This window comes from Stenotrophomonas sp. P5_A8, assembly GCF_056400545.1.
In genome coordinates this window covers 1-12,518 of the sequence record NZ_JBFULB010000098.1, presented here as the reverse complement: position 1 = coordinate 12,518, position 12,518 = coordinate 1, and the positions used below count along the sequence as shown (strand labels likewise).

Here is a 12,518-nt window from a genome sequence, read left to right as displayed (position 1 = left end):
GCGACAAAGTGCGCGCCGCCGCCTACCAGACCCTGCATCGCGCGCTGATTGCCGGCCTGCCCACGCAGATCGGCCACCGCAGCGACAAAGGCGATTTCCTCGCCCCGCGCCAGCGCCGCTTCCTGCCGTTCCCTGGATCGGTACTGGCCAAGCGGCCGCCGCCGTGGCTGCTGACCGCCACGCTGCTGGACACCCAGAAAATCTGGGGCCTGACCAATGCCGCGATCGAGCCGGACTGGGTGATCGCCGAGTTGCCGCACCTGCTGCTGCGCAAGCACTTCGACCCGCACTGGTCGCGTGCCCAGGGCCAGGTACTGGCCTCGGAGCAGATCAGTCTGTTCGGGCTGGTGCTGGCACCGAAGAAACCGGTGCACTACGGCCGCATCGCGCCCGGCGAAGCGCACGACATCTTCGTGCGGCAGGGCCTGGTCACCGGCGAGATCAACACCCGTGCCAGCGTCATCGCCGACAACCTCAAGGTGCTCGCACAGGCCCACGAGGAGGAAGCCAAGCTGCGCCGCGCCGGCATCGTCGCCGACGAAGGTTGGCAGGCGCGCTGGTACCTGGACCGGGTGCCGTCGGAGATCCACTCGGCCACCGCGCTGGATACCTGGTGGAAGGGCCTGGCCCCGGAAAAACGCCGCGCACTTGCCTGGTCGCTGGCCGACCTGCTGCCGGGCGAAGGCAGCGATGCCGAACGCTATCCCAAGTACCTGCCGCTGGGCGACGCACGCCTGGCGCTGCACTACCGTTTCGAGCCGGGCAGCGAGGACGACGGCGTCAGCCTGGACGTGCCCCTGCACCTGCTCAATGCGCTGGATGCGGCGCGGCTGTCGTGGCTGGCGCCCGGCTTTGTTGCCGACAAGGCCTCGGCACTGATCCGCAGCCTGCCCAAGGCGATGCGTCGCAACTACGTGCCGGCACCGGACTTCGGCCGGGCGTTTGCAGAGGCGTTCCCGGACCCGAGCGCCGATGACATCCGTGGCGAACTGGCGCGCTTCCTGTCGCGCGCCACCGGTGCACAGGTGGCCGCGACCGATTTCGATGACGCCGCGCTGGACGCCCACCTGCGCATGAACCTGCGCCTGTTCGATGCCAACGGCACGCTGCTGGCCAGTTCGCGCGACCTCGACGCCTTGCGTGCACGCTTCGGCGGGCAGGCCGGCGAGGCCTTCGCCGCCCGTGCCGGACGCGCGCTGGCCGTGGCAGGGCTGCGCGATTTTCCGACCACGCCGATCCCGCTGCAGGTGCCTGGCGAAGCCGGCGTGCCGGCCTATCCGGCGCTGGTGGACGAAGGCGAGACGGCTGCGCTGCGGATCTTCGCCGACCCTGCCGAAGCGGCCGAACGGCATCCACTGGGCGTGCGCCGCCTGCTTGAAATCGCGTTGGCCGACAAGGCCAAGCAGGCGCGCAAGCAGTTGCCGGTGCCGCCCAAGACGGGCCTGCTGTACGCGGCGATCGAATCGCAGGAACGCCTGCGCGGCGATCTGGTCGATGCGGCGATGAACGCGATGCTGGCCGACGGCCTGGGCGATATCCGCGATCCGGCGACGTTCGCCCATCGCCGCGACGTGGCCGGCAAGGGCCTGTTCGGCGAGGCGATGGCGCGGCTGAAACTGGCCGAGAACATCCTGGCCCACGTGGCCGAACTCAAGCCCTCGCTGCAATCGACCCTGATGGGCTGGGCACGCGGCAACCTGGACGACCTGGAGCAGCAGTTGGCGGCGCTGGTACATCCCGGTTTCCTGCGCGATACCCCGGCCGATGCCCTGGCGCAGTACCCGCGCTACCTGCGCGCGATGATCCTGCGCAGCGAGCGTGCCAAGCGCGATCCGCCGCGCGACCAGGCGCGCATGCTGGAATTGCGACCGTTCCTGGATGCGCTGGCCGAGGGTGAGGCACGCGGGTTGCGCCAGCGCCCGCAATGGCAGGCACTGCGCTGGGACCTGGAAGAATTGCGGGTCTCGCTGTTCGCGCAGGAACTGGGCGCGAAAACCGGTGTGTCGGCCAAGAAGCTGGCCCAGCGCGTGACCGCGTTGCGCCAGGCCTGAACCGGCCATGCCCCGTGCCGTAGGGCACGGGGCAACGGGTCGGTCCACCGGCTTACTTGATCCGGCGCACCTTGGCGCGGATGTTCACCCCGTCCACGCGCATGTACCAGACCCCGGCCACGCCCGGGGTGATCGCGACCGCGGCGTCGGTCTTGCGCCCGCCCGACAGGGTCGTGTCGTCGGTCTGCTCCCATTCCTGCGCGTTGGCGAACACGTACTTGCGGCCCTTGCCAAAGCCGCGGAACTCGCCGGGCAGGGTGGTGGCGATTGGTTCCTTGCTGCCGAAGTCGAAGAAGCCGCGGTTCTTGACGATCACTTCCTGGCGGCCTTCTTCGCGCGCCTGTTCGCGGACCTGTTCGCGCACCTCGGCGGTGGCCGCAGCAACCTTGCCCTGCAGCCAGCCATTGAGGGCGGCCAGTTCGGTCGGGCTGAGCTTGTCGAGCCCGGCGGCCTTGAATTCGGCCGGCGACATCTGCTGCTGCAGGTCGCCCTCGACCACGCGCTGTGCCAGCGCGGGGCCGGTCATGCTCAACAGGACGGCCGCACTGGCCAACAAGCGTAGACGGGAAAAGCGCATGGCAGGTCTCCGGTGGTTTGCCGCAGTGTAGGGCCAGCGGCGGCGTTAGGGGACGGGCGGCATGAGCTCATGCGCGGGGATACGCGCGTTTTGATTGTCCGCAGGCGGTCGCGGCGCTAGTGTAGATGCCTCTGTCTTGCCTGCATGATGCTGTGAACCGCGCTTCTGTCCCCGGCCTGGATGCCTTGTTGAACCGACCCTCGGCGGCGTTGCTGCCGCCTGCGCTGCGCGAGGCGCTGCTGCAGCGCTGGCAGCTGCCCGAGGCCGACCCACAGATGCACGCCAGCTGGTCGGTGCTGGCCGATACGCTGGACGCGCTGGCGCTGTTGTCGGCCGATGAGAGTGCCTTGCTGGCCGCGCTGCTGTTCGACCTGCCGTGGCTGCGTGCCGGCCTGGACGCCCTGCCGCTGGGGCCGTTGAAACCGGCCGTGGTCGGCCTGCTGGAAGGCCAGGACGCGGCAGATCAGGTCTGGGCGCTGCACGCCGGGCGCGATGCCGGGCGCAACAGCGAAGGCCTGCGCCGGCTGCTGCTGTCGATCATCCAGGACCTGCGGGTGGTGCCGGTGCTGCTGGCCCGGCAGTTGGCGCGCATGCGCGGTGCCGACCGCCAGCCTGAAGAAGAGCGCCGCGCGCTGGCCCAGCTGACCCGCGACATCCACGCCCCGCTGGCCAATCGGCTGGGCATCTGGCAGTTGAAATGGGAACTGGAAGACCTGGCCTTCCGTCACCTGGAACCGGAGACCTACCGGCGCATCGCGCGCGAAGTGGACGAGACCCGGCTGGCGCGCGAGCGCTACGTGGAAACGGTCAAGAAGGTGCTCTCGCGCGAGTTGCTGGCGCAGGGCATCAGCGCCGAGGTCAGTGGCCGCCCGAAGCACATCTACAGCATCTGGCGGAAGATGCAGAAAAAGAAGCTGGCCTTCGAACAGCTCTACGACATCCGTGCGGTGCGGGTCATGGTGCAGGACGTGGCCGCCTGCTACGCGGCGCTGGGCGTGGTGCATTCGCTGTGGGCGCCGGTGCCCAGCGAGTTCGACGATTACATCGCCCGCCCCAAGGCGAATGACTACCGGTCGCTGCACACTGCGGTGATCGGCCCGGAAGGCCGCACCATCGAAGTGCAGATCCGCAGCCACGACATGCACGCCCAGGCCGAACTCGGCGTGGCCGCGCATTGGCGCTACAAGGAAGGCAGCAAGGGCGCTGAAAAGGCCTTTGACCGGAAGATCACCTGGATGCGCCAGCTGCTGGAGCATTCCCAGGACGGCCAGGCCGGTGAGCTGGCCGGCGCGCTGGATGCGGAGCTGACCGAGGACCGGGTCTACGCACTGAGTCCCAAGGACGAGGTGATGGACCTGCCGCAGGGCGCCACCCCGCTGGATTTCGCCTACCACGTACACACCATGGTCGGGCACCGCTGCCGTGGCGCCAAGGTCAACGGCCGCATCGTGCCGCTGACCTACCGGCTGCGCAGCGGCGACCGCGTGGAGATCCTGACCGGCAAGGAGGCCGATCCGCGTCGCGACTGGCTGCTGGTTTCCAACGGATACCTGGCCAGCAACCGTTCGCGTGAAAAGGTGCGTGGCTGGTTCCACAAGCTCGACCGCGCACGCAACGTGCAGGCCGGGCGCGACCTGCTCGACCGCGAGCTCAAGCGCCTCGGCCTGCAACATGCCGATCTGGCCATCGCGGCCAAGAAATTCCATGCCGACAGCGTCGATGACCTGTATATCCAGGTCGCGCTGGGCGACACCGGACCCAACCAGGTCAGCCGCGCGCTGCTCGAGGCCGAGCGTGCGGCCAGCCAGCCGGCCGCACCGGCGCTGCCCCGGCCGACCGCGCGCCGCGACAGCCTGGGTAAATCCAAGTTCACCGTGCAGGGGGTGGGCAACCTGCTGGTGCAGCTGGCGCGCTGCTGCCAGCCGGTGGCCGGCGAACCGATCGTCGGCTACCTCACCCGCGCCCGTGGGGTCACCGTGCACCGCACCGACTGTGCCGCACTGGCGCGGCTGTCGGCCACCAGCCCGCAGCGGATCCTGCCGGTGGAGTGGGGCCAGGCCGGCAGTGGCTATGAAGTGGATGTGGTGGTCGATGCGGTCGATCGGCGCTGGCTGCTCAAGGACATTACCAACCTGATCGCGCAGGAAGATGCCTACGTCCTGGATATCCACAGCGACAACGTGCGCAACAGTGGCCGCGCGCACCTGCGGCTGCGGCTCAAGGTCAGCGACTACGGCCAGCTCTCCACCTTGCTGGGCAAGCTGGATGCTCTGCCCGGGGTGAGCGAAGCGCGACGTCTAGGCTGACCTCACGTGGCCCACGCTAGGCTCAGGGAATGAGCCACCCCCCTGACCACGAAGACGCCGCGCATGCCGCGCTGCGCAGGGTGCGCCGTGAGGGCCGCTGGTGGTGGCTGCAGGCGCGCCATGCGCGGCGTGTCTGGCGTTGGGTGCTGCCGATCGCCGCGCTGGTGTTCATCGCCCTGGTGATGCTGCGCGGCCCACTGGCCAACTGGTTCTGGAACGAGCCACAGATCGAACAGCTGCTCGATCAGGGCGACCGCGCGCTGGCTGCTGGCCGCCTGAGTGCAGACGATGGCAGCGGCGCGCGCGAGTTGTACCAGGCCGCGCTGGCGCTGGATGGCGACCGCAGCCAAGCCCGTACCGGGTTGGCGCGGACCGCGCAGGCGGCGTTGCAGCAGGGGCGCGAGGCACTCGACCGCGGCGATATCGAGGCGGCGCAACGTGGACTTGCGTTGGCGCGCGCGCTGCAGGTGCCGCAGCGCGATGCCGCGCAGCTCGCGCAACGATTGGCCCAGCGTGGCACCGCCCATGCCGGCATCGCGGTGCTTCTGGGGCGTGCCGAGGCGGCCTTGCAGGCCCAGCGCCTGGACGGGGATCTGGACAGCGCATTGCCGCTGTTCCAGCAGGTGCTGGCGGTAGCGCCAAACCAGCTGCGTGCGCTCGAGGGCCGCGAGGATGCCTTGTCTGATCTGTTGCAGCAGGCACGCGATGCCTGCGGGCGCGGCGATCTGGCGCGGGCGTCGGCGCTGCTGGGCAGCGCGCGCGGCTACGACCCGGGGCATGTTGATCTGCCGGTCACCCAGGAAGCGCTGAACAATGCCCTTGAAGCACGCCTGCGGCAGGCGAACCAGGCACTGCGGCGGCAGCGCTGGGACAGTGCTGCGGCCGACTTCCAGACAGTACTGGCGGCCGCGCCGGAGGACCCGGTGGCGCGGCAGGGCCTGCAGCACGTGATCGACGCGCAATTGGCCAACGCCACCCGGCTGGCGGGCGACTTCCGCTTCGAACAGGCCGACCGCGCGCTCGCCGCGGCGCAGGCGCTGGGGGCAACCGAGCGTGCGCTGGGCGCGGCCCGACAGGTGCTGGCGCAGGCACGCCAGGCCGCGCAGGCACTGAAGACGCCGGGGGCGCCGCGCGCACAGCGCGAGCGGCGTCTGCGCGCGCTGCTGGCGCGGATCGTGGACGCCGAAGCGCGGGGGCAGTTCCTGTCGCCACCCGGCGGGAGTGCGTATGACGCGCTGCGTGAGGCGCAGGCGCTGGCCGCCTATGACCCGCGCGTGCGCGCGGCGGCGCAGCGGCTGTTGCCGGCCAGCCGCAGCTGCTTCGAAGATCGCCTGCGCGAAAACCGGGTGCAGGCGGCGGGCGCTTGCCTGGAGGCCTGGCAGACATTGTCACCGGGCGAGGCCACGCTGTCGGCGGCACGTCGCCGCCTGGCCCAGCGTTGGTTGGCGATCGGCAGCGAGCGGCTTGGCGCGGGCGACCTGGCGTTCGCGCAACAGGCATTGGCGCAGGCGCGGCACTGGCAGCCGGACCTGGCCGAACTGGGCGAGTTCGAGCAGCGCCTGCGCGATGCGGGCGGCCCGGGTTGAGGCCTCAGTCCAGGAATACCCGCTGCACGGTGTCGCGTGCGGTTTCCAGCGAGAAATGCGCGGCCACGTTGTGTCGCCCCGCACTCGACAGGCGTTGCCACAGCGCCGGGTCCTGGTACAGGCGCACCACTGCGGCGGCGAACGCGGCGGCATCGTCGGCCACCAGCACATCCTCGCCGTCATGCAGGTGCATGCCCTCGACCGCGCAGGTGGTGGCGACCACCGGCTGGCCGTGGGCCATGCTCAGGTTGATCTTGCCCTTGACCCCGGCGCCGAAGCGCAGCGGCGCCACCGCGATCCGGACCTGGTCCATGTAGGGCGTCACCACCGGCACGAAACCATGGATTTCGACGCCCGGCTGGGTGGCCGCCAGCGTCCGCAGCGCATCGGGAACATCGGCGCCGATGCAGTGGAAGCGGATCTGTGGCAACTGCGCGCGGATCAACCCGAATACCTCGCCGATGAACCAGTGCATGGCATCCACGTTCGGTGGATGGCGGAAGCCGCCGACGAACACCAGGTCCTGGCGGTCGGCCCAGTCGCCGCCGCCGGGCGCGACTTCGTGCAGGTTGGAGATCAGTTCCACTTCCAGGCCCGGCGCGTCGGTCTTCAACTGCTCGCGTTCGGCCGCGCTGACCAGCACGGTGACATCGCTGGCGGCCATCACCGCCAGTTCGCGCGCGCGGGTGCGCTCGGCATCGCGCAGCAGCCCGGCGTTGCCGGCCAGTTCGGCGCCACGGCGTTCGCGCAGGTAGTGCAGGTCCACGGTATCGAACACGGTGCGGGCCTGGGGCGCGTAGCTGCGCAGCAGCGGCAGGCATTCGCTGGCCACATGGTGGCGCACCATCATCACCACCGCAAAGCGCGGCCCGTGTTCGCGCAGCCACGGCCCGATGCCCTGCAGGAACGGCGCATACCAGACCTCCACGCCCAGCCGCTGCAGCGCCTCGGTGGGGGCGCCGGCATGTTCGCGGCGGGTCGGGACGAACACCACGTGGGCGCCGCCGTCGATCAGCATGCGAATCAGGTTGTACTGGCGCAGCGAGCCGGAATCGCGGTCGGGCTGCGGCACCGCTTCGTCCAGGATCAGGACCTGGCGCTGTCGGCGATGCAGCAGCGCGGGCGAGGGCACGCTGCCGACCGGCGGCTGGGCAAGCAGCGCCTGCGCCCATTTGTCGGCGAAGACGCTGCGGTTGCGCACCTGGTAGGCCTTGACCCCGCTGCCGGTGTCGGTGCCGTTGCTGGTGCCTTCGTCATGCACCAGGCGGCTGGCCGGCTGCACCAGCACGCGCAGGCCGGCGGCGCGCACGCCGAAGGCCAGGTCGGTGTCTTCGTAATAGGCCGGGCGGTAGCGGGTGTCCAGGCCGCCCAGCTGGTCCCACAACGCACGCGGGATCATCAGCGCCGCACCGGAGCAGTAATCGGCATCGCGCAGGGCGGTGTAGCGGGGATCTTCGGCCGATTCGAAGCGGCCGTAACTCCAGCCGCTGCCATCCTGGAAGACCACGCCGCCCGATTCCTGCAGACGACCGTCCGGATACAGCAACTGCGCGCCGACCAGGCCGGCCTGCGGCACCTGCACGAATGTGGCCAGCAACGCATCCAGCCAGCCCGGCTGCGGCACGGTGTCGTTGTTGAGCAGCACCACATAGCGGCCGCGCGAACGCGCCACGCCGTCATTGCACGCCTCGATGAAGCCGCCGTTGCGCTCGCGGACCTCGTAACGGAGCCCGTGGATCTGGCGCATCCATTCAGCGGTCTGGTCGCTGCTGCCGTCATCCACCACCAGGATTTCGCAGGCCGCGTGCGGCGGGTGCGCGGCCAGGGCGCGCAGGCAGGCCAGGGTGTGCGCGGCCTGGTTGTAGACCGGGATGATGATGCTGACCACCGGTGCGTGGCTTTCGGGCACGCTGAACGGCGCGAAGGGCAGGGCGGCGGGCTGGTACAGCGGCGCGCGGCGCGGCGGCGGCAGTGCCTGGGTATGCACGCGGATGCGCTGCCAGGTGGCGCGCCAGCCCCGGGTACGCAGGCTGGCCAGACTGCGGTGGAACAGACCGAGCATGCGGTTCAGGAAATAGCGTGCATCGGCCAAGGACATCGACATCCCGTTGCAACTCCAGCTTAAGCGGGGGAACCCGGGAGAACGCGCCGCTCGCGGTGGCTGCGTTAGACTCGCCGGAATTCATATTCTCGCATCCCCGTGCCCCGACGCTACGATTCCGACGACATCGACGAGTTCGAAGACGACACCGAAAGCCGCGGCCCGCTGTGGCGGCGACGGTTGATCACCTGGGGCATGGCGGCGTTCGCGCTGGCACTGGGGTTCCTCATTCCCTATACGGTGTACCTGAACAAACAGGTCACCCAGCGCTTCGGCGAGCTGCGTTGGCAGATCCCTACCCGCGTCTACGCCCGCCCGCTGGCGCTGGCACCGGGCGTGGCGATGGATGCGGCCACGCTCAAGACCGAGCTGGCCGCGGCGGCCTACCGCGATGACGGCACCGGCAAGTCCGCGGCAACCTACAGCCAGGAAGGCGGCCGCTTCGTCATTGCCAGCCGTGGCTACAACGATGTCGATGGCCGGGTCGCCCCGCGCCGCGTGGAGTTGAGCCTGTCCGGTGGCGAAATCGCCTCGCTGCGCGATGCCGACAGCCGCAAGGCGATCAAGGCCGCGCGGCTGGATCCGGCGCGGATCGCCACGCTGTACGGGCAAAAGCAGGAAGAACGCCGGCTGGTGCGCATCGAGGACACCCCCGAACTGCTGGTCACCGGCCTGCAGGCGGTGGAAGACAAGGACTTCAACCGCCACCACGGCATCGACCTCAGCGGCATCGCCCGCGCGATCTGGGTGACCCTCCGTTCCGGCGGCCAGAGCCGCCAGGGCGCGTCGACCCTGACCCAGCAGCTGGCGCGCAGCGGCCTGCTCGGGATCGGCAAAGAGCAGACGGTCACCCGCAAGTTCAACGAGGTGCTGTACGCGCTGATCATGGAAGCGCGCTACGACAAGCGCACCATCCTGGAGGCCTACCTCAACCAGGTCTACCTCGGCCAGCGCGGCAGCCAGGCGATCCACGGCATGTCCTCGGGCGCCGAGTTCTGGTTCGGCCGCGATCTGTCTTCGCTCAACACCGAGCACGTCGCGCTGCTGATCGGGCTGGTCAAGGGTCCGTCCTACTACGACCCGCGCCGCAATCCCGAGCGCGCGCTGGACCGGCGCAACTTCGTGTTGGGCAAGCTGCACGAAAGCCAGTTGATCGATGACGGCGAGTACCAGCGTGCGCTGAAGGCGCCGCTGGGCGTGCCCAAGACCCCGGGGCTGATCGCCGCCAACCGTTTCCCGGCCTATGTGGACCTGGTGCGTCGCCAGCTCGGCCACGACTATCCCGAATCGGTGCTGCAGGGCGCCGGCCTGAGCGTGATGACCGGCATGGCGCCGTCGGCGCAGGCCTACGCGGAAGGTGCGGTCACCAAGACCATCAAATCGCTGGAGAGCAAGAAGCGCCCCGAGCTGCAGGCGGGTATGGTGCTCACCGACGTGCACAACGGCGATGTACTGGCCGTGGTCGGCAGCCGMGACGTGTCCGAACCGGGCTTCAACCGCGCCATCGAGGCGCAGCGGCCGGTCGGTTCGCTGCTCAAGCCATTCGTGTACCTGCTTGCCCTGGCCCAGCCGGACCGCTATTCGCTGGCTACCTGGGTGGACGATTCGCCGGTGACGGTGCAACTGGGACGCGGCCGCAACTGGTCCCCCGGCAACGCCGACAACCGCAGCCACGGCACGGTGCGCCTGATCGATGCGCTGGCCCATTCCTACAACCAGGCCACGGTCCGGGTGGGCATGCAGGTCGGCCCGGAGCGGGTGACCCAGCTGATCCACGTACTGGCCGGGCTCAAGGCCGACCCCAACCCGGCGGTGATCCTCGGTTCCACCGACCAGAGCCCGTATGCGATGGCCCAGCTGTATCAGTTCCTGGCCTCCGGCGGCGAGATCCAGCCGCTGCATGCGGTGCGCGGCGTGCTCGACCCGCAGGGCAAGCTGATGAAGCGTTATGACAAGACGCCTGCGCCGGCCCAGGAAGGCGACTCGATTGCCGCCAACCTGATCAGCATCGGCCTGCAGCAGGTGGTGGCCAGCGGGACCGCGCAGCGTCTGAACGCCGACGGCCTCGGCCGCCTGCAGCCGGCCGGCAAGACCGGCACCACCAACGACGGCCGCGACAGCTGGTATGCCGGCTACACCGGCGACCACCTGGCGGTGATCTGGATGGGCAACGACCAGAACGAACAGGCCGGGCTGTATGGCGCCACCGGTTCGATGCGGGTGTGGTCGGGCATATTCCAGCGCCTGCCCAGCGCGCCGTTGAAAGTCAGCAGCAAGGGCCTGGACTGGCAGTACGTGGATGCCAGCGGCACCGGCAGCACCGATGAAACCTGCCCCGGCGCGCGTCGCTTCCCGTTCGTGGTCGGCTACGCGCCGGCGTATGCGCCGTGCACGGCCCCGACCGCCGTGCCGGAAGGCGAGGGCGGTGAAGCCACTGGCGAAGGCGGTGGCTGGCGCAGCTGGTTCGGGCTGGACAAGAAGCCCGAGCCTGCCGCCGAGCCGGCCCCGGCCGCTGCAACCCCTTCCCCAGCGCGATGATTCCGGAACGAGGCCGGCCCGCATGACTCACCGTACCCTGATCCGGTCCGCATCCCTGCTCACTCTGAGCTTGGCGCTGACTGCCTGCGTCACCCCGACCGCGCCGGTGAAGGCGCCGGTGGACACCACGACGCCTGCCCAGCGCATGGCGGCGGTGGACGCGGTGGCCGCCGGTGCCGACGAAAAGGAACTGGCGATACAGCCGCTGCGCGATGCCGAGATCGAAGACCTGCGCATGACCGCGCAGGCCCGGCGTCAGGCCAACGACCTGGCCGGCGCAGCCGATGCATTGAACCAGGCGCTGCTGATCTCCGAAGGCGATCCGTCGATCCTGCAGGAACGTGCCGAGATCGCGCTGCTGCAGGGCGACTGGGCGCGCGCGGAAACCCTGGCGCGCAAAGCGGTCGAGCTGGGCTCCAAGACCGGCCCACTGTGCCGCCGTCACTGGGCCACCATCGAGCAGTCGCGGCTGGCCCGTGGCGAAAAGGAAAACGCGGTCTCCGCGCACGCGCAGCTGGAAGGTTGCACGGTGCCCGGGATCAAGCGCTATTGATGTAGTGCCGGCCGCTGGCCGGCACTAACATTCCTTCATGTCCCGCCTTGCCCATGCCAGCAGCGAAGCCCTCAGCGAGGGCGGTACGCTCGCCAGCCAGCTGGATGCCTTCGTCGCACGCCCGGCGCAGCTGCGCCTGACCGTGGCCATCGCCGAGGCCTTCGACCAGCGCGATGTGCTGCTGGCCGAGGCCGGGACCGGCACCGGCAAGACCTACGCCTACCTGGTGCCGGCGCTGCTGTCCGGGCTGAAAATCATCATTTCCACCGGCACCCGCGCGCTGCAGGACCAGCTCTACCATCGTGACCTGCCACGGGTGCGTGCCGCGCTCGGCGTCGGCCACAGCAGCGCCCTGCTCAAGGGCCGCGCCAACTATTTGTGCCGTTACCGGCTGCAGCAGGCGCGCGGTGAGCCCCGCTTCGTGTCGCCCGAACAGGTCGCGCAGTTCCAGCGCATTCTGGCCTGGTCGGGGCGCACCCGTTTTGGCGACATGGCCGAGCTGGACGCGCTGCCGGAAGATTCCCCGCTGTACCCGATGGTGACCTCCACCGTCGACAACTGCCTGGGCACCGAGTGCCCGTTCTGGGACGACTGCTTCGTGGTGCAGGCGCGCCAGCGTGCACAGGCGGCCGACGTGGTGGTGGTCAACCACCACCTGCTGCTGGCCGACCTGGCGCTCAAGCAGGAGGGCTTCGGCGAGATCCTGCCCGGCGCGCAGGCGTTCGTGATCGACGAAGCGCACCAGCTGCCCGAGCTTGCCGCCAACTTCTTCGGTGAAAGCTTCGGCATGCGCCCGTGGCAGGAAC

Annotated in this window: 8 protein-coding genes; 6 read left to right on the top strand and 2 right to left on the bottom strand. The window is 69.6% G+C overall.

Going from position 1 to position 12,518, the window contains the following annotated elements:
- The coding region (locus AC1DQP_RS09100) for a DUF3418 domain-containing protein (protein WP_478051451.1) at positions 1–2,051 on the top strand (2,051 nt) is incomplete at its 5' end.
- Between the two features lie 52 nt (positions 2,052–2,103).
- Here the strand turns inward: AC1DQP_RS09100 and AC1DQP_RS09095 are convergent.
- Positions 2,104–2,628, bottom strand: a complete 525-nt coding sequence (locus tag AC1DQP_RS09095) for a hypothetical protein (RefSeq protein WP_256776877.1) — start codon at positions 2,626–2,628, stop codon at positions 2,104–2,106.
- Positions 2,629–2,753: 125 nt separating this feature from the next.
- On the opposite strand from AC1DQP_RS09095, the gene AC1DQP_RS09090 reads away from it, so the two are divergent.
- Positions 2,754–4,934, top strand: a complete 2,181-nt coding sequence (locus tag AC1DQP_RS09090) for a RelA/SpoT family protein (RefSeq protein ID WP_256776876.1) — start codon at positions 2,754–2,756, stop codon at positions 4,932–4,934.
- A gap of 29 nt (positions 4,935–4,963) precedes the next feature.
- Positions 4,964–6,520: a tetratricopeptide repeat protein gene (locus AC1DQP_RS09085; protein ID WP_478051450.1), complete on the top strand. Its 1,557-nt coding sequence runs from the start codon at positions 4,964–4,966 to the stop codon at positions 6,518–6,520.
- 4 nt (positions 6,521–6,524) lie between these two features.
- On the opposite strand, the gene AC1DQP_RS09080 is transcribed toward AC1DQP_RS09085, so the two are convergent.
- Positions 6,525–8,624: a glycosyltransferase gene (locus AC1DQP_RS09080; RefSeq protein ID WP_478051449.1), complete on the bottom strand. Its 2,100-nt coding sequence runs from the start codon at positions 8,622–8,624 to the stop codon at positions 6,525–6,527.
- A 96-nt stretch (positions 8,625–8,720) separates the two neighbouring features.
- Here AC1DQP_RS09080 and mrcB point away from each other — a divergent pair, with 96 nt between their 5' ends.
- From mrcB to AC1DQP_RS09065, 3 genes are all read left to right on the top strand, one after another.
- The gene (gene mrcB / locus AC1DQP_RS09075; RefSeq protein ID WP_457317887.1) at positions 8,721–11,159 is read left to right on the top strand and encodes a penicillin-binding protein 1B; all 2,439 of its coding nucleotides are present in this window, start codon (positions 8,721–8,723) and stop codon (positions 11,157–11,159) included.
- A gap of 22 nt (positions 11,160–11,181) precedes the next feature.
- Positions 11,182–11,712, top strand: a complete 531-nt coding sequence (locus AC1DQP_RS09070; protein ID WP_256776872.1) for a tetratricopeptide repeat protein — start codon at positions 11,182–11,184, stop codon at positions 11,710–11,712.
- Positions 11,713–11,749: 37 nt separating this feature from the next.
- A partial coding sequence (locus AC1DQP_RS09065; protein ID WP_478051448.1) for an ATP-dependent DNA helicase occupies positions 11,750–12,518 on the top strand: 769 nt, incomplete at its 3' end.

Excerpts from the sequence above, each read along its gene's own strand:
- AC1DQP_RS09070 (WP_256776872.1), top strand. The coding sequence starts at position 11,182 with ATGACTCACCGTACCCTGATCCGGTCCGCATCCCTGCTCACTCTGAGC.
- AC1DQP_RS09080 (WP_478051449.1), bottom strand. The coding sequence starts at position 8,624 with ATGTCGATGTCCTTGGCCGATGCACGCTATTTCCTGAACCGCATGCTC.
- AC1DQP_RS09085 (WP_478051450.1), top strand. The coding sequence starts at position 4,964 with ATGAGCCACCCCCCTGACCACGAAGACGCCGCGCATGCCGCGCTGCGC.
- AC1DQP_RS09095 (WP_256776877.1), bottom strand. The coding sequence starts at position 2,628 with ATGCGCTTTTCCCGTCTACGCTTGTTGGCCAGTGCGGCCGTCCTGTTG.
- AC1DQP_RS09090 (WP_256776876.1), top strand. The coding sequence starts at position 2,754 with ATGCCTCTGTCTTGCCTGCATGATGCTGTGAACCGCGCTTCTGTCCCC.